The 21,092-nt window shown below is 54.6% G+C and carries 19 protein-coding genes; 12 read left to right on the top strand and 7 right to left on the bottom strand.

Annotation, left to right across the window (positions count from 1 at the left end; genetic code table 11):
- The first annotated feature begins 4 nt into the window (after window positions 1-4).
- Together efeB and phoH are read left to right on the top strand one after the other, a co-directional pair.
- On the top strand, window positions 5-1,288 hold the full coding sequence (efeB, locus tag JY391_RS13235; RefSeq protein WP_060569582.1) for an iron uptake transporter deferrochelatase/peroxidase subunit: 1,284 nt from the start codon (window positions 5-7) through the stop codon (window positions 1,286-1,288).
- A gap of 513 nt (window positions 1,289-1,801) precedes the next feature.
- Entirely contained in the window at window positions 1,802-2,590 is a 789-nt protein-coding gene (gene phoH / locus JY391_RS13230) for a phosphate starvation-inducible protein PhoH (protein ID WP_042287889.1), read from the top strand.
- Between the two features lie 68 nt (window positions 2,591-2,658).
- Here phoH and znuB read toward each other — a convergent pair whose 3' ends face one another.
- Together znuB and znuC are read right to left on the bottom strand one after the other, a co-directional pair.
- Entirely contained in the window at window positions 2,659-3,444 is a 786-nt protein-coding gene (znuB, locus tag JY391_RS13225; protein ID WP_042287886.1) for a zinc ABC transporter permease subunit ZnuB, read from the bottom strand.
- A complete protein-coding gene (znuC, locus tag JY391_RS13220; RefSeq protein ID WP_042287883.1) occupies window positions 3,441-4,196 on the bottom strand; it encodes a zinc ABC transporter ATP-binding protein ZnuC in 756 nt (251 codons plus the stop codon). The genes znuB and znuC overlap by 4 nt, the downstream gene beginning before the upstream one ends.
- Window positions 4,197-4,274: 78 nt before the next feature.
- Here znuC and znuA point away from each other — a divergent pair, with 78 nt between their 5' ends.
- The 3 genes from znuA to lpxM all read left to right on the top strand — a co-directional run bounded on the left by znuA (window position 4,275) and on the right by lpxM (window position 7,649).
- Window positions 4,275-5,219 (top strand): zinc ABC transporter substrate-binding protein ZnuA, encoded by a 945-nt coding sequence (gene znuA / locus JY391_RS13215; RefSeq protein ID WP_211935801.1) that lies wholly within the window; start codon window positions 4,275-4,277, stop codon window positions 5,217-5,219.
- A gap of 15 nt (window positions 5,220-5,234) precedes the next feature.
- On the top strand, window positions 5,235-6,557 hold the full coding sequence (gene mepM / locus JY391_RS13210; RefSeq protein WP_042287880.1) for a murein DD-endopeptidase MepM: 1,323 nt from the start codon (window positions 5,235-5,237) through the stop codon (window positions 6,555-6,557).
- A 120-nt stretch (window positions 6,558-6,677) separates the two neighbouring features.
- Window positions 6,678-7,649 carry a lauroyl-Kdo(2)-lipid IV(A) myristoyltransferase gene (lpxM, locus tag JY391_RS13205; protein WP_042287878.1) on the top strand — a complete coding sequence of 324 codons (972 nt, stop codon included), beginning with the start codon at window positions 6,678-6,680 and terminating at the stop codon, window positions 7,647-7,649.
- 107 nt (window positions 7,650-7,756) lie between these two features.
- Here lpxM and pyk read toward each other — a convergent pair whose 3' ends face one another.
- Both pyk and JY391_RS13195 read right to left on the bottom strand, forming a co-directional pair.
- On the bottom strand, window positions 7,757-9,199 hold the full coding sequence (gene pyk / locus JY391_RS13200; RefSeq protein WP_042287875.1) for a pyruvate kinase: 1,443 nt from the start codon (window positions 9,197-9,199) through the stop codon (window positions 7,757-7,759).
- 124 nt (window positions 9,200-9,323) lie between these two features.
- Window positions 9,324-10,193, bottom strand: coding sequence for a MurR/RpiR family transcriptional regulator (locus JY391_RS13195; RefSeq protein ID WP_042287873.1), 870 nt, complete (start codon window positions 10,191-10,193; stop codon window positions 9,324-9,326).
- Window positions 10,194-10,543: 350 nt separating this feature from the next.
- On the opposite strand from JY391_RS13195, the gene zwf reads away from it, so the two are divergent.
- From zwf to kdgA, 3 genes are all read left to right on the top strand, one after another.
- Window positions 10,544-12,019: a glucose-6-phosphate dehydrogenase gene (zwf, locus tag JY391_RS13190; protein WP_060569584.1), complete on the top strand. Its 1,476-nt coding sequence runs from the start codon at window positions 10,544-10,546 to the stop codon at window positions 12,017-12,019.
- Window positions 12,020-12,253: 234 nt separating this feature from the next.
- A complete protein-coding gene (gene edd, locus JY391_RS13185) occupies window positions 12,254-14,065 on the top strand; it encodes a phosphogluconate dehydratase (protein ID WP_042287869.1) in 1,812 nt (603 codons plus the stop codon).
- A gap of 35 nt (window positions 14,066-14,100) precedes the next feature.
- Window positions 14,101-14,742, top strand: coding sequence for a bifunctional 4-hydroxy-2-oxoglutarate aldolase/2-dehydro-3-deoxy-phosphogluconate aldolase (gene kdgA, locus JY391_RS13180; RefSeq protein ID WP_042287867.1), 642 nt, complete (start codon window positions 14,101-14,103; stop codon window positions 14,740-14,742).
- Here the strand turns inward: kdgA and purT are convergent, their stop codons facing one another.
- Window positions 14,743-15,975, bottom strand: a complete 1,233-nt coding sequence (gene purT, locus JY391_RS13175; RefSeq protein WP_211934436.1) for a formate-dependent phosphoribosylglycinamide formyltransferase — start codon at window positions 15,973-15,975, stop codon at window positions 14,743-14,745.
- Window positions 15,976-16,106: 131 nt separating this feature from the next.
- Here purT and yebG point away from each other — a divergent pair, with 131 nt between their 5' ends.
- The 4 genes from yebG (at window position 16,107) to ptrB (ending at window position 19,716) form a co-directional block, all read left to right on the top strand.
- Complete coding sequence (gene yebG / locus JY391_RS13170; protein ID WP_042287862.1) at window positions 16,107-16,388, top strand: DNA damage-inducible protein YebG; 282 nt, start codon at window positions 16,107-16,109, stop codon at window positions 16,386-16,388.
- Window positions 16,389-16,460: 72 nt separating this feature from the next.
- On the top strand, window positions 16,461-16,811 hold the full coding sequence (gene yebF, locus JY391_RS13165; RefSeq protein ID WP_211934435.1) for a protein YebF: 351 nt from the start codon (window positions 16,461-16,463) through the stop codon (window positions 16,809-16,811).
- Window positions 16,812-16,906: 95 nt separating this feature from the next.
- Window positions 16,907-17,572 carry a tellurite resistance TerB family protein gene (locus tag JY391_RS13160; RefSeq protein ID WP_042287858.1) on the top strand — a complete coding sequence of 222 codons (666 nt, stop codon included), beginning with the start codon at window positions 16,907-16,909 and terminating at the stop codon, window positions 17,570-17,572.
- 83 nt (window positions 17,573-17,655) lie between these two features.
- On the top strand, window positions 17,656-19,716 hold the full coding sequence (gene ptrB / locus JY391_RS13155) for an oligopeptidase B (protein ID WP_211934434.1): 2,061 nt from the start codon (window positions 17,656-17,658) through the stop codon (window positions 19,714-19,716).
- Here the strand turns inward: ptrB and exoX are convergent.
- Window positions 19,713-20,375, bottom strand: a complete 663-nt coding sequence (gene exoX / locus JY391_RS13150) for an exodeoxyribonuclease X (RefSeq protein WP_211934433.1) — start codon at window positions 20,373-20,375, stop codon at window positions 19,713-19,715. The two genes, ptrB and exoX, sit on opposite strands and share 4 nt — an antisense overlap.
- Before the next feature lie 23 nt (window positions 20,376-20,398).
- Window positions 20,399-21,055 carry a carbon-nitrogen hydrolase family protein gene (locus JY391_RS13145; protein WP_211934432.1) on the bottom strand — a complete coding sequence of 219 codons (657 nt, stop codon included), beginning with the start codon at window positions 21,053-21,055 and terminating at the stop codon, window positions 20,399-20,401.
- Window positions 21,056-21,092 lie beyond the last annotated feature (37 nt).

Genomic DNA, 21,092 nt, shown 5'->3' with positions numbered 1-21,092 from the left:
CGCGATGCAGGACGATGACAAAACCGGCGTGAGCGAGCCGTCACGCCGACGTTTACTGAAAGGGATGGGCGCTCTTGGCGGCACACTGGCGCTGGCCGGCGGATGTCCGGTCGCTCATGCGCAAATAACGCGCAGCGCCCCGGGGACGTTAGCGCCGGATGCCCGCAACGAGAGGCAGCCGTTTTATGGTGCGCATCAGGCCGGGATCCTGACGCCACAGCAGGCGTCGATGATGCTGGTGGCTTTTGACGTCCTGGCGAGTGAAAGGGCCGATCTCGAACGTTTGTTCCGTCTGCTGACAAAGCGCATTGCCTTTCTGACTCACGGCGGTCCTGCGCCGGATACGCCTAACCCCCGTCTGCCGCCAATGGACTCGGGCATTCTTGGGGCCTACATTGCTCCGGATAACCTCACCATGACCTTGTCGGCGGGTTATTCGCTGTTTGATGCGCGTTTCGGCTTGCAGCCACACATGCCGACATCGCTACAAAAGATGACCCGTTTCCCCAATGACTCGCTGGACGCCGCGCTGTGTCATGGCGATTTGCTGTTGCAGATTTGCGCCAATACTCAGGATACGGTGATACATGCCCTGCGCGATATCATTAAGCACACGCCGGATCTGCTGAGCATTCGCTGGAAGCGGGAAGGGTTTATATCCGACCACGCGGCGCGGAGCAAAGGGAAAGAGACGCCTGTCAATTTGCTGGGTTTCAAGGACGGTACGGCAAACCCGGACAGCCGCGATGGCAAACTTATGCAGGCGGTGGTATGGATTACCTCAGATCAAAATGAACCTGCGTGGGCGACTGGCGGCACTTATCAGGCGGTGCGTCTGATTCAGTTCCGCGTAGAGTTCTGGGACCGGACGCCGCTTAAAGAGCAGCAGACAATTTTTGGTCGCGACAAGCAGACGGGAGCGCCGCTGGGAATGCGGCACGAGCATGACGTGCCCGACTATGCCAGCGATCCGGACGGGAATGTGATTGCGCTGGACAGCCATATACGTCTTGCCAATCCACGCACGCCGGAAACCCAGTCCAGTCTGATGTTGCGCCGTGGCTACAGCTATTCCCTCGGGGTGACGCCTTCCGGTCAACTTGATATGGGGCTCTTGTTTGTCTGCTATCAGCACGATCTCGAAAAAGGTTTTCTGGCAGTGCAAAAGCGTCTGAATGGGGAAGCGCTGGAGGAGTACATAAAGCCGATTGGTGGAGGCTACTTCTTTGTTTTTCCTGGCGTGAAGGATCCGGATCATTATCTTGGCCAGTCGCTCCTTGAAGCCTGATACTGTCACCCTGTCCACGGACAGGGCTGACGGCGCGGCTTAAAAAAATAGTTTTTTTGTATGATCCGATTTTTGAAATAATTTTGTAATATGCTTGTAAGAGACTGTTGCCAACATCAAAAGTGAATTCAGTTAATATTGTGTAAATATATTGTTGCAATATTACTAAATTCTGATGTACTTAAAAGTAAGAGCGGTAGTTCCCGGCGGTGATGAACATTCACTATGGAGATCGCGGATGGTAAGGTCCTGTACTGGACAGCTTGTTGAACATCAATGCACTCTCTTTCGCGGACGTCTTTCATCCGGTTGCCCCCTCGTCACCGCTAAATTTCTCTCCCCCCTCCTTTTACGATGTCATACGGACGCCATTGTCGGTGCGCGTAGCCGTGCGTGGCGTCTTTTCGAAAGGCAAGTCATGGCTTACAAGGAAGCCAACCCTCAGATGTTTGTGCGCATAATCGCGCTGCCAACGGCGCGTGTGATGAATACCAACAACTCAAGGTGCTATCCATGGGAAGACAAAAAGCAGTGATCAAAGCTCGTCGTGAGGCAAAACGTGTGCTGAGACGGGACTCGCGCAGTCATAAACAGCGTGAAGAAGAATCGGTCACCTCGCTTGTGCAGATGAGTGGCGTAGAAGCGATCGGCATGGCGCGCGACAGTCGCGACACCACGCCAATCAAGGCGCGTAATGACGCTCAGTCGCAGTACCTGAATGCTATCGAGAGTAAACAACTGATTTTCGCCACGGGCGAAGCCGGGTGCGGTAAAACCTGGATCAGCGCGGCAAAAGCAGCAGAGGCCCTGATACATAAGGATGTTGACAGGATCATCGTAACCCGTCCAGTTCTGCAGGCCGACGAAGATCTCGGCTTCTTACCTGGGGATGTAGCGGAGAAGTTTGCCCCGTATTTCCGGCCTGTTTACGACGTGCTGGTTAAACGGCTCGGGGCATCCTTTATGCAATATTGCCTGCGACCTGAAATCGGTAAGGTAGAAATCGCGCCGTTCGCCTATATGCGCGGACGTACATTTGAAAATGCGGTGGTCATTCTCGACGAGGCTCAGAATGTCACTGCTGCGCAAATGAAAATGTTTTTAACTCGCCTCGGGGAGAACGTGACGGTCATTGTGAATGGGGATATCACCCAATGCGATTTACCCGCGCACGTTCAGTCTGGATTAAGCGATGCGCTGGCGCGCTTCAGTGAAGATGAAATGGTCGGCATTGTCCGCTTTGGCAAAGAGGATTGTGTGCGCTCGGCGCTGTGCCAGCGAACACTCAATGCTTACAGTTGAAAAAGTACGTTGTGTTCAGAGCCCGGGGAAACCGGGCTTTGTTTTTCATCGCATGCGACGTGCGCATATCAGTTCGCCTGCTTTTTCATCATGCTGAGGATAAAAAGCAGCGCGGCGCATAACACCACTGACGGACCGGCGGGAGTATCGTAAAGCGCGGAGAAGGTCAGGCCGCCTGTCACCGCGATCATGCCTGCTACCACTGCTACCGCGGCCATTTGTTCCGGCGTACGGGCAAACCGTCGCGCGGTGGCGGCGGGAATAATCAACAAGGAGGTAATAATCAGCGCACCCACGAACTTCATCGCCACGCCGATGGTTAGCGCGGTGACCAGCATCAGCAGCAGCTTCACGCGCTGCAACTTCACGCCATCGACGAACGCCAGGTCGGGACTGATGGTCATCGACAATAAATTCCGCCACTGCCAGCCGAGGATCCCCAACACAATCACCACGCCAATGGCGATGGAAAGCAAATCCTCCGGCGTCACGGCCAGCAGGTCGCCAAACAGATAAGCCATCAGATCAACGCGAATATTTGACATCAGACTGACCACCACCAGGCCAAGCGACAACGCGCTGTGGGCCATAATGCCAAGCAGTGTGTCGATGGCGAGGTGAGGGCGTTTTTCCAGCCACACCAGGCCTGCCGCCAGCATCAGGGTTACAACAATAACCGCGTAGAACGGATTAACATTCAGCAGAAGCCCGAAGGCCACGCCCAACAGCGACGCGTGGGCCAGCGTATCGCCGAAATAGGACATCCGGCGCCAGACAACAAACGAACCTAACGGGCCAGCCGCACAAGCCAGCATGATCCCGGCCAGCCAGCCGGGCAATAACAATTCAATCATGAGTGACCATTTCCCCGGCGCAGCACAATACGACCCTGTAAGTCGTGGCGATGATTATGGTGATGACGGTAAATCCCTAACTGTTCAGCGCCACGAGGGCCAAACATCGAGATAAATTCCGGGTGCATGGAAACGATTTCAGGCGTTCCTGAACAGCAGATGTGGTGGTTAAGGCACAGCACTTCGTCGGTTTTCGCCATCACCAGATGCAGGTCATGGGAGACCATCAGCACTGCGCAATCCAATTCACGACGCAATTGGTCGATAAGATCGTACAGCGCGACTTGACCATTGACGTCCACGCCTTGTGTCGGCTCGTCCAGCACCAAGAGCTGCGGCTGGTTCAGCAACGCGCGGGCCAGCAGAACGCGCTGGGTTTCGCCGCCGGACAGCTTTTGCATCGGCGCGTCGATAAGATGTCCTGCCTGCACGCGCTTCAGCGCTGGCAGGATATCTTCTTTGCGGGTCGCGGGACGCAGGCGTAAAAAACGATTGACCGTGAGCGGCAAGGTGGTGTCGAGATATAATTTTTGTGGGACGTAACCGATACGCAATTTTCCGTTGCGCTTGATCACCCCTTCGTCCGGCGCTACCAGACCGAGCACAACCCGGACCAGGGTCGATTTACCGGCGCCGTTAGGCCCAAGAAGCGTTAAAATTTTGCCGGGTCTGAGCTCAAGCGACACGTCAGAGAGCACGCGGCGCTGCCCGAAAGAGACCGAGACATTTTCCAGTGATACCAAAGTCGTCATGTCAATTTTAGTCTTGCAGATGTCGTGGAATGTTATAATATCACAATTCACACAAACGTTACGATGATTGGTCGCATTATGTTACATAAAAATACGCTTCTTTTCGCTGCATTATCCGCCGCTCTTTGGGGTGGTGCAACCCAGGCTGCAAACGCCGCCGTTGTTGCCTCGCTTAAGCCAGTAGGTTTTATCGCGTCGGCGATTGCCGACGGCGTGACGGAGACGGAGGTATTACTTCCGGACGGGGCATCCGAGCATGATTATTCACTGCGTCCATCGGATGTAAAACGCTTACAGGGCGCGGACTTAGTCGTCTGGATTGGTCCAGAAATGGAAGCGTTCATGGAAAAACCGGTGAGTAAAATCCCGCAGGCGAAACAGGTAACGATTGCGCACCTGAATGACGTGAAACCGTTGCTCATGAAAGGCGCGGATGACGACGAGAATGAACACGATCATGACGCTGCGCACGGTGAAAAAGGTGATGCGCATCACCATCATGGCGAGTACAACATGCATCTTTGGCTTTCCCCAGAGATAGCGCGGTCTACAGCGGTTGCAATCCATGAAAAATTAGTGGAACTTATGCCGCAAAGTCGAGCCAAACTTGACGCCAACCTGAAAGATTTTGAGGCACAATTAGCCGCAACCGATAAGCAGGTCGGTAACGAGCTGGCACCGCTCAAGGGTAAAGGTTATTTTGTTTTTCATGACGCCTATGGCTATTACGAAAAACACTACGGGCTGACTCCGCTGGGTCACTTTACCGTAAACCCTGAGATACAACCTGGTGCGCAGCGTTTACATGAAATACGAACACAGTTGGTTGAGCAAAAAGCAACCTGCGTTTTTGCTGAGCCACAGTTCAGGCCAGCGGTCGTCGAAGCCGTTGCGAGAGGGACATCCGTTCGAATGGGAACGCTGGATCCGCTCGGGACGAATATCAAACTGGGTAAAACGAGCTATTCCGCGTTCTTAAGCCAATTAGCGAACCAGTATGCGAGCTGCCTGAAAGGAGATTAATGAGGAAGTGAATACGTGCAACAGATAGCCCGCTCTGTCGCTCTGGCATTTAATAATCTGCCAAGACCCCATCGCGTTATGCTGGGGTCCCTTACCGTTCTTACGTTGGCCGTCGCTGTATGGCGGCCCTATGTTTACCACCCCGATTCCGCCCCCATCGTTAAAACCATCGAACTGGAAAAAAGCGAAATTCGTTCTCTGCTTCCTGAGGCCAGCGAGCCTATCGATCAGGCTGCGCAGGAAGATGAAGCCATTCCGCAGGATGAGCTGGACGATAAAATTTCGAGCGAAGCGGGCGTTCATGAATATGTTGTCTCCACTGGCGATACGCTGAGCAGTATCCTGAATCAGTACGGCATTGATATGAGCGATATCACTCAGCTTGCCGCGTCGGATAAAGAACTGCGTAACCTGAAAATCGGTCAGCAGCTTTCGTGGACGCTGACAGCCGATGGCGATTTACAGCGCCTGACCTGGGAAATGTCGCGTCGTGAAACCCGTACCTACGATCGGACGGCGGCAAACGGTTTTAAAATGACGGCGGAAACGCAACAGGGCGACTGGGTCAACAGCCTGCTGAAAGGCACCGTCGGCGGCAGCTTTGTCGCCAGCGCCAGAAACGCCGGGTTGACCAGTTCAGAAATCAGCGCGGTTATTAAAGCTATGCAGTGGCAGATGGACTTCCGCAAGCTGAAGAAAGGCGATGAGTTTGCGGTGCTGATGTCGCGTGAAATGCTTGACGGCAAGCGTGAACAGAGCCAACTGCTGGGCGTGCGTCTACGTTCTGCGGGCAAGGATTATTATGCGATCCGCGCTGAAGACGGGAAGTTCTACGACCGCAACGGTACCGGCCTGGCGAAAGGCTTCCTGCGTTTCCCGACGGCCAAACAGTTCCGCGTCTCCTCTAACTTTAATCCGCGTCGTACTAACCCGGTTACGGGACGCGTTGCGCCGCACCGTGGCGTTGATTTCGCCATGCCGCAGGGTACGCCAGTGCTTTCTGTCGGTGACGGCGAAGTGGTCGTGGCGAAGCGCAGCGGCGCGGCGGGTTACTACGTGGCGGTGCGTCATGGTCGTACCTATACCACTCGCTATATGCACCTGCGTAAACTGCTGGTTAAACCTGGGCAGAAAGTGAAACGTGGCGATCGTATCGCGCTTTCCGGTAATACCGGACGCTCTACGGGGCCGCATCTGCACTATGAAGTGTGGATTAACCAGCAGGCGGTGAACCCTCTGACGGCGAAACTGCCGCGTACGGAAGGGCTGACCGGTAAAGATCGTACGGATTACCTGGCGCAGGTGAAAGAAGTTCTGCCACAGTTACGTTTCGATTAACCCCTACGCGCAGAAAGCCGGTACGCAATGGTGTGCCGGCTTTTTTATTTTGTGCGCGGCAGGGTGCGCCGCTACACTATCATCAGATTTATTGTTTGCGTCATCAGGCACTGGACGAGCATGGAAACAAAAAAAAATAATATTGAGTACATCCCTGAATTTGAAAAATCCTTTCGCCATCCCCGTTACTGGGGCGCCTGGTTGGGCGTCGCGGCAATGGCGGGCATCGCCTTAACGCCAGCCTCTTTTCGCGACCCGCTGCTCGCAAAGCTGGGGCGTTTTGCCGGACGCATGGGCAAAAGCTCGCGTCGTCGTGCGCTGATCAATTTATCGTTGTGCTTTCCCGAACGAAGCGAAGCGCAACGCGAGGCCATTGTTGATGAGATGTTCGCCACCGCGCCGCAGGCGATGGCAATGATGGCGGAGCTGGCGATACGCGGCCCTGAAAAAATACAGTCACGTGTTGACTGGGAGGGGCTGGAGATCATCGACGAGATGCGTCGTAATGACGAAAAGGTGATATTTCTGGTGCCGCACGGCTGGGGTGTGGATATTCCGGCGATGCTGATGGCTTCGCAGGGGCAGAAAATGGCGGCGATGTTCCATAACCAGGGAAATCCGGTGTTTGATTATGTCTGGAACACGGTGCGTCGTCGTTTCGGCGGTCGTCTCCATGCGCGTAACGACGGCATCAAGCCGTTTATACAGTCGGTGCGCCAGGGTTACTGGGGGTACTACCTTCCCGATCAGGATCACGGTCCGGAACACAGCGAGTTTGTGGATTTCTTTGCAACGTACAAAGCGACGCTGCCAGCGATTGGTCGCCTGATGAAAGTGTGCCGCGCGCGCGTCATCCCCCTGTTCCCGGTCTATGACGGTAAAACCCATCGCCTGACCATTCAGGTTCGCCCGCCGATGGACGATCTGTTGACCGCTGACGACAACACCATTGCCCGTCGGATGAACGAGGAAGTGGAAATCTTTGTCGGCCCGCATCCTGAGCAATATACCTGGATCCTGAAGCTGCTGAAAACACGCAAGCCGGGTGAAATCCAGCCATACAAGCGCAAAGAGCTGTATCCCATCAAATAAAAAAAACCTCTCGTCAGAGAGGTTTTTTTACTCACAGCAGAGGGCGGCGGCTTCATCTGCCCATGCCTGTACGGGCATGGGCCGGAGAAACCGGGCAAACATCTCGTTTACTCTACGGTCAGAATGCGTGTGGTATTGGTAGATCCGATGGTGCTCATCACATCACCCTGGGTCACGATCACCAGATCGCCGGAGACCAGATAGCCTTTGTCGCGCAGCAGGTTTACCGCTTCGCTTGCAGCCACCACACCGTCAGCCGCGCTGTCAAAATGTACCGGCGTAACGCCACGATACAGAGACGTCAGGTTCAGCGTGCGCTCATGGCGGGACATGGCGAAGATCGGCAGACCGGAACTGATGCGAGAGGTCATCAGCGCGGTACGACCAGACTCGGTCATGGTGATGATCGCAGTCACACCCTTCAGATGGTTCGCGGCGTACATGGCGGACATTGCAATGGCCTCTTCCACGTTGTCGAACTGAACGTCCAGACGGTGTTTAGAGACGTTGATGCTCGGGATTTTTTCCGCGCCGAGGCATACGCGCGCCATTGCGGCGACGGTTTCCGCCGGGTACTGGCCCGCGGCTGTTTCTGCTGACAGCATGACCGCATCGGTCCCATCCAGCACGGCGTTAGCCACGTCCATAACTTCCGCGCGGGTAGGCATAGGGTTGGTGATCATCGACTCCATCATCTGGGTAGCGGTAATCACCGCGCGGTTCAGCTGACGCGCGCGACGAATCAGTGCTTTCTGAATACCGACCAGCTCCGGGTCGCCAATCTCAACGCCGAGGTCGCCACGGGCAACCATCACCACATCGGAGGCCAGAATGATGTCATCCATCGCGTTCTGATCGCACACCGCTTCAGCACGTTCCACTTTGGCAACGATTTTCGCATCACAGCCCGCGTCACGCGCCAGGCGACGCGCGTAGTTCAGATCTTCGCCGCAGCGCGGGAAGGAGACGGCGAGATAATCAACGCCGATCAGCGCGGCAGTAACGATATCCGCTTTGTCTTTTTCGGTCAGCGCTTCCGCAGACAGACCGCCGCCCAGCTTGTTAATGCCTTTATTATTGGAAAGCGGTCCACCGACGGTTACCTCGGTGAACACTTTCATGCCCTGAACTTCCAGCACTTTCAACTGAACGCGTCCGTCGTCGAGCAGCAGAATGTCGCCAGGCACGACGTCTGCCGGCAGTCCTTTATAATCGATGCCGACTTTCTCTTTGTCGCCTTCGCCTTTGCCGAGGTTGGCGTCTAACAGGAATTTATCGCCGATGTTGAGGAAAACCTTGCCTTCTTTGAAGGTTGAAACACGAATTTTTGGCCCCTGGAGGTCTCCCAGAATCGCCACGTGGCGTCCCAGTTTGGCGGCAATCTCACGAACTTTATCCGCGCGCATTTTATGATCTTCTGGCGAGCCGTGAGAGAAATTCATGCGCACCACGTTGGCGCCCGCGGCGATAATCTTCTCAAGATTGTTATCGCGGTCAGTAGCCGGGCCTAAGGTGGTGACGATCTTGGTTCTGCGAAGCCTTCTGGACATGTAATACTCCGTTAACTAAAACAACTTGGTGTTGCGTGAATATTGATCCGGCGGTTCTGAAAACCTTTACATAGCATAGCGAACAAAACCGGATGACGAAAAAAGGTCGTACTTATTATTGCTGTTAGCGGTTATCACTCTTGATGAGTAATTCTTTATCAAAACGCGATTCCTTAAGCGCTTCCTTGACACGCTTCAAGTTATCTCTGAATTTTGCCCCACGACGCAAAGTAAATCCTGTTGCCAGCACATCTATCACGGTCAACTGCGCAAGTCGAGAGACCATGGGCATATAAATGTCAGTATCTTCCGGTACATCCAGGGTAATCGCCAGCGTGGCTTCTCGGGCCAGCGGCGTACCGGCGGAGGTGAGAGCAATGACCATCGCATCGTTTTCGCGCGCCAGTTGCGCCAGCTCAACCAGACTTTTGGTTCGCCCGGTGTGAGAGATCAGCACGACCACATCATCGTCGCTACAATTCATACAGCTCATCCGTTGCAGCACGATATCGTCCGAATAGATCACCGGGACGTTGAAGCGGAAAAACTTATTCATCGCGTCATGGGCGACGGCGGCAGAGGAACCGAGGCCGAAAAATGCGATTTTTTTCGCCTGGGTGAGGAGATCTACCGCACGGTTAACCGCCGACTTGTCCAGTGACTGGCGAACGTGATCGAGGCTTGCCATCGCGGATTCAAAAATTTTTCCCGTATATGACTCTACGCTGTCATCTTCATCGACATTGCGATTTACATACGGGGTACCATTTGCCAGACTTTGCGCCAGATGCAGTTTAAAATCCGGAAACCCCCGGGTCTCCATACTGCGGCAGAAGCGGTTGACGGTAGGTTCGCTGACGTTGGCTTCCTGAGCAAGGGTCGCGATACTGCAGTGAATCGCCCGTTCTGGCGAGGCAAGAATAACATCGGCGACTTTGCGTTCAGATTTGCTTAAATGTTCCAGTTGAGACTGGATTTTTTCCAGCATATTCATGATGTAAACTCAAGGATATGACGATTTCAGTAATACAGGAAATCGAGCGGCGATTTTGGTAGATAGTACCCCTGCTGGCCCATGAAGGGGGGAAAATGGTCAGTATAGTTGTTGTTTTTTTTCATAACATGATCAGCATCTTATTTTGTCCTGATGTCATGCTTACAAAAACGACACCCCTTTTTACACGATCGCGCCACTCAACAACAAAACGGCGCGACGATCGCCAACCGCACGGGTGGTTAACCGTTTACGGTTTCAGGATTCACGTAAAAGCAGTACAGTGCACTGTAATAAAATTACAAGTAATGCCTGGCAACGCACCAGGATAGCTAACTAAGGAGAATGACATGGCGGTAACGCAAACAGCCCAGGCCTGTGACCTGGTCATTTTCGGCGCGAAAGGCGACCTTGCGCGTCGTAAATTGCTGCCTTCCCTGTATCAGTTGGAAAAAGCCGGTCAGATCAACCCGGAGACCCGCATTATCGGGGTAGGGCGCGCGGACTGGGATAAAGAGGCCTATACCCGGGTTGTTCGTGAAGCCCTCGAAACCTTCATGAAAGAGAAGATCGACGAAAGTTTATGGGACACCCTGAGCGGTCGTCTGGATTTTTGCAATCTGGACGTCAATGACACCGCGGCGTTTACCCGTCTGGGCGACATGCTGGATCAGAAAAATCGTACCACCATTAACTACTTCGCTATGCCGCCAAGCACCTTTGGCGCGATTTGCAAAGGTCTGGGCGAAGCCAAACTGAATGCCAAACCGGCGCGCGTGGTGATGGAAAAACCGCTGGGAACATCGCTGGCGACATCGCGCGAGATCAACGATCAGGTTGGCGAGTATTTTGAAGAGTGCCAGGTTTACCGTATTGACCACTATCTGGGGAAAGAGACGGTTTTAAACCTGCTGGCGTTGCGTTTTGCCAACTCGCTGTTCGTCAACAACTGGGATAACCGCACGATTGATCATGTGGAAATTACCGTTGCCGAGGAAGTGGGGATCGAAGGCCGCTGGGGCTACTTTGACCAGGCAGGCCAGATGCGCGATATGATCCAGAACCATCTGTTGCAAATCCTGTGCATGATTGCGATGTCTCCGCCGTCCGATCTCACCGCGGACAGTATTCGTGACGAAAAAGTGAAGGTGTTAAAGTCGCTGCGACGCATTGATCGTTCCAACGTGCGTGAAAAAACGGTCCGCGGCCAGTACACCACCGGCTTTGCCCAGGGTAAAAAAGTACCGGGTTATCTGGAAGAAGAAGGCGCGAACAAGAGCAGTAACACTGAAACGTTCGTGGCGATTCGCGTGGACATCGACAACTGGCGCTGGGCGGGCGTGCCGTTCTACCTGCGTACCGGCAAGCGTTTGCCCACCAAATGCTCCGAGGTGGTGGTGTACTTCAAGACGCCTGAACTCAACCTGTTCAAAGAGTCATGGCAGGATCTGCCTCAGAACAAACTGACCATCCGTCTGCAGCCGGATGAAGGGGTGGATATTCAGGTATTGAACAAGGTGCCGGGCCTCGATCACAAGCACAACCTGCAAATTACCAAGCTCGATCTGAGCTACTCCGAAACCTTCAATCAGACGCATCTGGCGGACGCTTACGAGCGGTTGCTGCTGGAAACCATGCGCGGCATTCAGGCGCTGTTCGTGCGTCGCGACGAAGTGGAAGAAGCATGGAAGTGGGTGGACTCAATTACCGAAGCATGGGCAATGGACAATGACGCGCCGAAACCGTATCAGGCCGGGACCTGGGGACCTGTCGCCTCGGTGGCGATGATCACCCGCGACGGGCGTTCCTGGAATGAATTCGAGTAAAAGCGTCCCTGCTACTAAGGTGTTATTTTACCGGTAACATGATCTAACACAGATTGTAGAACAATTTTTGCACTTTTAAGCCTCGCGTGGATTCACCCGCGGGGCTTTTTTTATTACACTGCCTGAAACGATTTTGCCCCTGAGCTACTGCTTGCCAGCGTTTTCCGGGTCCCGGGACCCATTGATGAATGTTGCTAAACCGGTCGCTCTGACAAATAAATTTCAGGAGCCGTTATGAATCCGAATTTGTTACGCGTAACACAGCGCATTATTGAACGTTCTCGCGAGACCCGTTCTGCCTACCTCGCTCGTATCGAGCAGGCCAAATCTTCAACCGTTCACCGCTCGCAGCTGGCGTGCGGCAACCTGGCGCATGGCTTTGCCGCCTGCCAGCCGGAAGATAAAGCCTCCCTGAAAAGCATGTTGCGTAACAATATCGCGATCATCACCTCATACAACGACATGCTCTCGGCGCATCAGCCTTATGAACACTATCCGGATATTATTCGTAAAGCGCTGCACTCGGCGAATGCGGTCGGACAGGTGGCGGGCGGCGTTCCGGCAATGTGTGATGGCGTAACGCAGGGGCAGGACGGTATGGAACTTTCCCTGCTGAGCCGTGAAGTGATCGCGATGTCGGCGGCGGTTGGACTGTCGCACAACATGTTTGACGGTGCGCTGTTCCTCGGCGTGTGCGACAAAATTGTGCCGGGTCTGGTGATGGCTGCGCTGTCGTTTGGTCACCTGCCGTCAATCTTTATCCCATCAGGCCCGATGGCCAGTGGTTTAGCGAATAAAGAAAAGGTGCGTATTCGTCAGCTGTACGCTGAAGGGAAAGTGGATCGGATGGCGCTGCTGGAGTCGGAAGCGGCCTCTTACCATGCGCCAGGCACCTGTACCTTCTACGGAACGGCCAACACCAACCAGATGGTGGTGGAATTTATGGGCATGCAGCTGCCGGGATCCTCTTTTGTGCATCCGGATGCGCCGCTGCGTGAAGCGCTGACCGTGGCGGCGGCGCGTCAGGTGACGCGTCTGACTGGCAACGGCAACGACTGGATGCCGATCGGTAAAATGATCGATGAAAAAGTGGTGGTAAACGGGATTGTCGCGCTGCTGGCAACCGGAGGTTCCACCAACCACACAATGCACCTGGTGGCAATGGCGCGTGCGGCGGGCATTCAGATTAACTGGGATGACTTCTCGGATCTGTCGGACGTCGTGCCGCTGATGGCACGCCTGTACCCGAACGGTCCGGCAGACATTAACCACTTCCAGGCGGCGGGTGGCGTACCGGTGCTGATGCGCGAACTGCTGAATGCGGGCCTGCTGCATGAAGACGTCAATACCGTGGCGGGCTTCGGTCTGAAGCGCTACACCCTGGAACCGTGGCTGAATAACGGCGAGCTTGACTGGCGTGATGGCGCACAGAAATCACTGGACAACAATGTCATTGCCGCTTTTGATCAACCGTTTTCCCATCACGGTGGAACGAAGGTACTGAGCGGGAATCTGGGTCGCGCAGTCATGAAAACGTCTGCGGTGCCGGTTGAGAATCAGATTATCGAAGCCCCCGCCGTGGTCTTCGAAAGCCAACATGACGTTTTACCGGCCTTTGAAGCAGGTCTGCTGGACAAAGATTGCGTCGTGGTTGTCCGTCATCAGGGACCAAAGGCGAACGGAATGCCAGAATTACATAAACTCATGCCGCCACTTGGTGTATTATTGGACCGCTGTTTCAAAATTGCGTTAGTTACCGATGGACGGCTTTCGGGTGCTTCAGGTAAAGTGCCTTCAGCCATCCATGTTACCCCGGAAGCCTACGACGGCGGCCTGCTGGCGAAAGTGCGCGATGGCGACCTTATTCGGGTGAACGGACAGACAGGGGAATTAACGCTGCTGGTTGATGACGCGGAACTTGCCGCCCGCCAGCCTCACATTCCGGATCTGAGCGCTTCGCGTATCGGTACCGGTCGTGAGATGTTTAGCGCGCTGCGTGAAAAACTTTCCGGCGCGGAGCAGGGCGCAACCTGTATCACTTTTTAAGACTCATTTTGTAATCAGGCGAGAGAAAAACTCTGATGAAAAACTGGAAAACAAGTGCAGAAGCAATCCTGACCACCGGCCCGGTTGTCCCGGTGATCGTGGTGAATAAACTGGAACACGCTGTGCCGATGGCAAAAGCGTTAGTTGCCGGTGGTGTGCGCGTACTGGAAGTCACGTTACGTACCGCCTGTGCGATGGATGCTATCCGCGCTATCGCCAAAGAGGTGCCGGAAGCCATTGTCGGCGCGGGTACCGTTCTCAACCCGCAGCAACTGGCGGACGTCACTGCTGCCGGCGCGCAGTTCGCCATCAGCCCGGGTCTGACCGAGCCGTTACTGAAAGCGGCAACGGAAGGTACGATCCCGCTTATTCCGGGGATCAGCACGGTTTCTGAACTGATGCTGGGAATGGACTACGGCCTGAAAGAGTTTAAATTCTTCCCGGCGGAAGCCAACGGCGGCACCAAAGCGCTGCAGGCGATTGCGGGTCCGTTCTCACAGGTACGTTTCTGCCCGACCGGCGGCATTTCTCCGGCCAACTACCGTGATTACCTGGCGCTGAAAAGCGTGCTGTGTATCGGCGGTTCCTGGCTGGTGCCGAACGATGCGCTGGAAGCGGGTGACTACGACCGTATTACCCGCCTGGCGCGCGAAGCAGTAGAAGGCGCGAAGCAGTAATTAGCGGTTATGTCGTTTATCAGGCCTACGCGCGGCTGTAGGCCTGATGGCGATTCGACCTTTGACAATCACCTGACGGGCCGCGTCTTTTGCGCTCATCACTGCCGCGTCAACGTTTTCTCCTGTCGCCAGGACGACCCCCAGACGACGGGTTCCATCGATTTCCGGCTTACCGAATAAGCGCATCTGCAGGCCTGCGCCAACCGCATTCTGCACCTGGTCAAACGTGACGTTCTGGCTGGACAATGACGGTAAAATCACCGCTGAAGCTGACGGCCCGTACTGGCGGATAGCGCCCACCGGCAGACCGAGAAAGGCGCGTACGTGAAGGGCAAACTCGGACAGATCCTGCGAAATCAGTGTCACCATTCCGGTGTCGTGTGGACGAGGGGAAACTTCGCTAAAAATGACCTCATCGCCGCAGACAAACAGCTCAACGCCAAACAGCCCGTGGCCGCCTAATGCCAGCACCACTTTACGTGCAATCTCCTGGGCGCGTTCGAGCGCCAGCGCGCTCATCTGCTGCGGCTGCCAGGATTCACGGTAGTCGCCATCTTCCTGACGATGGCCCACCGGCGCGCAGAAATGCACGCCGTCGACGGCGCTAACGGTCAACAGGGTAATTTCGAAGTCGAAATTCACCACGCCTTCCACTATCACTCGCCCGGCCCCCGCGCGACCGCCTTGCTGCGCATACGCCCAGGCCTGGGCTAATTGTTCATCGGAACGGATAAAACTTTGTCCTTTGCCGGAGGAGCTCATCACCGGTTTCACAATGCAGGGATAGCCAATTTCGCTGACGGCCTCACGAAAGCTGGCTTCGCTGTCGGCAAAACGGAAAGGGGACGTGGGCAGCGCCAGCGCCTCCGCCGCCAGGCGGCGAATACCTTCACGGTTCATCGTCAGTTGTGTCGCGCGGGCGCAGGGGACAACGTTCAGACCCTCCTGCTCCAGTTGTACCAGCATGTCAGTGGCGATAGCTTCGATTTCCGGTACGATAAAATGCGGTTTCTCCTGTTCAACCACACGTCGCAGGGCGTTCCCGTCCAGCATATTGATGACGTGGGAACGGTGCGCGACATGCATCGCTGGCGCGTCGGCATAGCGATCGACCGCGATAACCTCAATGCCGAGGCGCTGGCACTCTATCGCCACTTCTTTACCCAGCTCGCCGGAACCTAACAACATCACCCGAGTGGCTGCCGGACGCAGCGCTGTACCTAATAACGTCATACAAATATCCCCCGATAAAATTGGCCGCAGTATATACGAAAACGTTTGCGTCTGTCTTTATTACCAGGTTGATTTCAGGCCGCAAATGGAATATACTGTATATAAATACAGTAATATTGAGAGGCTGCAAAATGGCGGTTGAAGTTAAATACGTAGTCATTCGTGAAGGTGAGGAAAAAATGTCATTTACCAGCAAAAAGGAAGCCGATGCGTATGACAAGATGCTGGACACGGCGGATCTGCTTGACACCTGGCTTGAACAGTCGCCGTTAGCGCTGGAAGACGAACAGCGTGAAGCGCTTTCCCTGTGGCTGGCAGAACAGAAAGATGTCCTGAGCACTATTCTCAGAACCGGCAAATTGCCATCGCCGCAGGTGGTTGAGTCCGCGGAAGACGACACCCAGGCCGCCTGAGTCTGACTTGCGCTCCTGCCGTTTTGTACCATGCTTTTTTCTGAGTCAACGCAATGGGCTATGGAGAAAAACATGAACAAAACGGGCGTGCTGCTGAGCTTGCTGCTGGTTGCCAGCGCATCGGCGTATGCAGCCAGTACAGACAGCAAAACGGTCAAATTTCCTCAGTGTGAAGGGCTGGATGCCGCGGGCATTGCGGCGAGCGTTAAGCGCGATTATCAACAAAATCGTATTGCGCGCTGGCCTGACGATCAAAAGCATGTTGGTCAGGCCGATCCTGTTGCCTGGGTTAACCCGAAAGAAATTACCGGCCAGGATGGAAAATGGCAGGTGCCGCTGACCGTACGCGGAAAAAGCGCGGATATACACTATAACGTCAGCGTCGATTGCAAAGCCGGCAAGGCGGAGTATCAGCCGCAGTAACGTCATAATTTGCGCATCTTTTGCAGGAAAATACATTTCCTGACATCCCCTCGGGTACGATTTGAAGATTCATTGTCAGTACTTGAGGGGCAAAAATGGCTAACTGGCTAAATCAATTACAATCTTTGCTCGGACAGAGCGGAGCGTCTTCGTCGTCTTCCTCTTCCGGTCAGCAAGGATTAAGTAAACTGTTGGTTCCCGGCGCGCTGGGTGGCCTGGCAGGTTTACTGGTCGCAAATAAATCTTCCCGTAAATTACTCAGCAAATATGGCACTGGCGCGCTGCTCGCGGGCGGTGGCGCGATTGCTGGCACAGTATTATGGAACAAGTACAAAGACAGAGTGCGTGCCGCCCATCAGGACGAGCCGCAATTTGGCGCGCAGAGTTCGCCGCTGGATGTGCGCACCGAGCGTTTGATCCTGGCGCTGGTTTTCGCTGCAAAAAGCGATGGTCATATTGATGCGAAAGAGCGCGCCGCTATCGAGCAGCAGTTGCGTGAAGCGGGCGTGGAAGAGCAGGGGCGCGTGTTCATCGAGAAGGCCATTGAGCAACCGCTCGATCCGCAGCGTCTGGCCGAGGGCGTTCGCAACGAAGAAGAAGCGCTTGAGGTTTACTTCCTGAGCTGTGCGGCCATTGATATTGATCACTTTATGGAGCGCAGCTACCTTAACGCGCTGGGCGATGCGTTGAAAATCCCGCAGGATGTCCGCGAAGGTATTGAACAGGATCTCAAACAGCAAAAGCTGGCGTTACCCGGCTAACCGCTGAATGCAGCATGTTTCGCTTGCATCATTCGTGAGTTTTGCCACCCTTAGAGGATGTATAATCACGAAAGAACAGTGACATGCTGCCGAAAGCCAATCGTATTCCCTACGCCATGACGGTCCATGGCGATACACGCATCGATAATTATTACTGGCTGCGGGACGATAGCCGCTCGCAGCCGGAAGTCCTTGACTACCTGCGCCAGGAAAACGCCTACGGGCATCAGGTCATGTCCACCCAGCAGGCATTGCAGGACCGCGTACTGAAAGAAATTATCGATCGCATTCCCCCGCGCGAAGTCTCCGCGCCTTATGTGAAGAACGGTTATCGCTATCGCCATATTTACGAACCGGGCTGCGAGTACGCCATTTATCAGCGTCAGTCGGCGCTCAGTGAAGAATGGGATGAATGGGTCGCGCTACTTGACGGCAACAAACGGGCGGCGCATAGCGAGTTTTACACCCTTGGCGGGCTGGCTATTACTCCTGACAACTCGATTATGGCGATAGCGGAAGATTACCTGTCCCGCCGTCAGTACGGGATTCGTTTCCGTAATCTTGACAGCGGCAACTGGTATCCGGAAATGCTCGATAACGTCGCCCCCGAGTTTGTCTGGGCGAATGATTCTCTGACCTTCTATTATGTGCGCAAGCATGCCACAACGCTGTTGCCTTATCAGGTCTGGCGCCATACCGTTGGCACGCCGTCGAATCACGACGAACTGATCTACGAAGAAAAAGACGATACGTTTTACGTCAGCCTGCATAAAACAACCTCGCAGCATTACATTGTGATCCATCTTGGTAGCGCGACGACCAGCGAAGTGCGGCTGCTGGATGCCGAGTTGGCCGACGCTGAACCGTTCGTCTTTTTGCCGCGTCGTAAAGATCACGAGTACAGCCTTGATCATTACCAGCACAAGTTCTACCTGCGTTCGAACCGTGACGGCAAAAACTTCGGTCTGTATCGCACTCGTGTCCGTGACGAAAAAAAATGGGAAACGCTGATCCCACCGCGGGACGCTATCATGCTGGAAGGCTTTACCCTGTTTACTGACTGGCTGGTTGTGGAAGAGCGGCAGCGCGGACTGACCAGCCTGCGGCAAATTAACCGTAAAACGCGAGAAGTTATAGGCATCGCCTTTGATGATCCGGCTTATGTCACCTGGCTTGCTTATAATCCGGAGCCGGAAACCTCACGGCTGCGTTACGGCTACTCTTCCATGACCACGCCCGACACGCTGTTTGAACTGGACATGGATACCGGTGAGCGTCGGGTGATTAAGCAAACGGAAGTGCCCGGTTTCGACGCCGCAAACTACCGAAGCGAGCACGTGTGGATAACCGCGCGCGACGGCGTCGAAGTGCCGGTATCGTTGGTCTATAACCAAAAGTATTTTCGTAAGGGGCAAAATCCGCTGCTGGTCTACGGCTACGGGTCGTATGGCTCCTGTATGGATGCCGATTTCAGCAGTAGCCGCTTAAGCCTGCTGGATCGCGGCTTCGTCTACGCCATTGTCCATGTGCGAGGCGGCGGTGAGTTGGGACAGCAGTGGTACGAAGACGGTAAATTTCTTAAGAAGCGCAATACGTTCAATGATTATCTTGATGCGTGCGACGCGCTGCTCGCGTTGGGTTTTGGCTCGCCTTCGCACTGTTACGCTATGGGCGGCAGCGCCGGTGGTATGCTGATGGGGGTTGCCATTAACGAACGTCCCGAGCTTTTTCATGGTGTGATTGCCCAGGTGCCTTTTGTTGATGTGGTCACGACGATGCTGGATGAGTCGATCCCGCTGACGACCGGGGAATTTGAGGAGTGGGGAAACCCGAAAGATCCTCAGTATTACGCGTATATGAAAAGCTACAGCCCTTACGATAACGTCACCGCACAGGCTTACCCTCACATGCTGGTCACGACCGGGTTACATGACTCGCAGGTGCAATACTGGGAGCCGGCGAAATGGGTGGCAAAACTGCGCGAGTTGAAAACCGACGATCGCTTGTTGCTGCTCTGCACTGACATGGATTCGGGACACGGCGGGAAGTCAGGTCGCTTTAAATCGTATGAAGGCGTTGCGCTGGAATTCGCTTTTCTGATTGGCCTGGCCCAGGGGACGTTACCGGGGCAAGGCGAGCATTAAGCGTTTTCCAGATAGTGCTTTAATGTTAAGCGCAGCTCCGGGCTCATGCTGTCGAGATTATTAAACAGCCAGCGCAGATAGCCCGGATCGCGCTCTGCGATCTCAGACACCGGTTTACCGCGGTATTTGCCAAAGGTGAAGGTGGTGAGCAGCGCCGGACGTCCGGTAATCTCGACCATCTGCTCTGGCGTCCAGCCTGAAGTGTTCATGATATCGATCAGCAAGGCTGCAGTAATATAGCAATCATATAATGCGCGGTGGTGGTGCAGGCCGGCCGGGGTTTGCACGTTCAGCTTACGGGATTTATACAGCGCCATATTGCTGTATTTGATGCCGGGCCACAGCCGACGCGACAGCTTCATGGTGCAAATCCACTCACCCGGCATATCCGGGAGCACGCGGCGGTCGAAGCTGGCGTTATGCGCAACGTACCACTCGCTTCCGTAATAGTGCGGAATAATCTCTTCAATCCAGGGCTTATCGGCCACCATCGCTTCGGTAATACGGTGGATCGCCATCGCCTGAGGGGAAATAGGGCGGTCAGGACGCACCAGGTGGCTCATCGGGTTGACGATCTGACCATCGATTACGTCGACAGAGGCGATCTCGACAATCCCGCCCTGTAAGCCACAGGTTTCTGTATCGATGATGCGTAGCATGTAACACTCCTGACCGAAAACGACTAGCGTAATGGAATGATATCACCTTGCCAACCCCGTGGGGTGCGCTGTCCCGTTAATAACAGCGGACCGCGGTCAGCGCGAACGATAAGTCGACCACTTTCATCCCATAATGCGCTGTTGCCACGCGCATTGGCCATCAGTACGGCAATCGAAAATTTATGAGAAAAGTTTTGCAACCGTGACGTTGAGGAGAGTAATTCTGGCTCGCCGACGCTCTGGCTGGTGGTGAACAGTGAAAACGCCGGGTCCAGATCCATGCCTTCCGGTTGATCATCCACCACGCGTATCGTTTTAAGATCGTTGCCAAGGCAAGCGCCAAGACTGTGATGATAGGTACGCGCCGCGGTCATCCACGGCGCAAAAACGACCATGCCTTTGACAAAGCGCTCATTATGCTCCACGGGCAAGCCGGCAATGATTGTCATACGATGATGCGCTGCGGCCCAGGACAGCGGTTGGAGCAGACTGGCATCCGGCGGCGCAGGTAACGCCTTTCGGTCGTCAGCGCAGCCGGACAATGAAAGGGATGGAAAGACCAGCAAATTGCAGTGTTGTTGGGCCGCCGCTTCGATAAAGGCGAGATGCTGAGCAACGCGTTCGCGGACAGGTGTTTTTAGGGGTTCATACTGCGCGGCAGCGATTTTCCAGTTCGACATAATGACTTCCTTTTCATAGTGTCTACAATCGTTCTTA

It is taken from the genome of Citrobacter sedlakii (assembly GCF_018128425.1).
Classification (GTDB): domain Bacteria; phylum Pseudomonadota; class Gammaproteobacteria; order Enterobacterales; family Enterobacteriaceae; genus Citrobacter_A; species Citrobacter_A sedlakii.
This window is presented reverse-complemented; position numbering and strand designations above follow the sequence as displayed.

Bases quoted from the DNA above. Each gene is read 5' to 3' on its own strand.
- efeB (WP_060569582.1), top strand. From the start codon at position 5: ATGCAGGACGATGACAAAACCGGCGTGAGCGAGCCGTCACGCCGACGT.
- phoH (WP_042287889.1), top strand. From the start codon at position 1,802: ATGGGAAGACAAAAAGCAGTGATCAAAGCTCGTCGTGAGGCAAAACGT.
- znuB (WP_042287886.1), bottom strand. From the start codon at position 3,444: ATGATTGAATTGTTATTGCCCGGCTGGCTGGCCGGGATCATGCTGGCT.
- znuC (WP_042287883.1), bottom strand. From the start codon at position 4,196: ATGACGACTTTGGTATCACTGGAAAATGTCTCGGTCTCTTTCGGGCAG.
- znuA (WP_211935801.1), top strand. From the start codon at position 4,275: ATGTTACATAAAAATACGCTTCTTTTCGCTGCATTATCCGCCGCTCTT.
- lpxM (WP_042287878.1), top strand. From the start codon at position 6,678: ATGGAAACAAAAAAAAATAATATTGAGTACATCCCTGAATTTGAAAAA.
- pyk (WP_042287875.1), bottom strand. From the start codon at position 9,199: ATGTCCAGAAGGCTTCGCAGAACCAAGATCGTCACCACCTTAGGCCCG.
- JY391_RS13195 (WP_042287873.1), bottom strand. From the start codon at position 10,193: ATGAATATGCTGGAAAAAATCCAGTCTCAACTGGAACATTTAAGCAAA.
- zwf (WP_060569584.1), top strand. From the start codon at position 10,544: ATGGCGGTAACGCAAACAGCCCAGGCCTGTGACCTGGTCATTTTCGGC.
- edd (WP_042287869.1), top strand. From the start codon at position 12,254: ATGAATCCGAATTTGTTACGCGTAACACAGCGCATTATTGAACGTTCT.
- kdgA (WP_042287867.1), top strand. From the start codon at position 14,101: ATGAAAAACTGGAAAACAAGTGCAGAAGCAATCCTGACCACCGGCCCG.
- purT (WP_211934436.1), bottom strand. From the start codon at position 15,975: ATGACGTTATTAGGTACAGCGCTGCGTCCGGCAGCCACTCGGGTGATG.
- yebG (WP_042287862.1), top strand. From the start codon at position 16,107: ATGGCGGTTGAAGTTAAATACGTAGTCATTCGTGAAGGTGAGGAAAAA.
- yebF (WP_211934435.1), top strand. From the start codon at position 16,461: ATGAACAAAACGGGCGTGCTGCTGAGCTTGCTGCTGGTTGCCAGCGCA.
- JY391_RS13160 (WP_042287858.1), top strand. From the start codon at position 16,907: ATGGCTAACTGGCTAAATCAATTACAATCTTTGCTCGGACAGAGCGGA.
- ptrB (WP_211934434.1), top strand. From the start codon at position 17,656: ATGCTGCCGAAAGCCAATCGTATTCCCTACGCCATGACGGTCCATGGC.
- exoX (WP_211934433.1), bottom strand. From the start codon at position 20,375: ATGCTACGCATCATCGATACAGAAACCTGTGGCTTACAGGGCGGGATT.
- JY391_RS13145 (WP_211934432.1), bottom strand. From the start codon at position 21,055: ATGTCGAACTGGAAAATCGCTGCCGCGCAGTATGAACCCCTAAAAACA.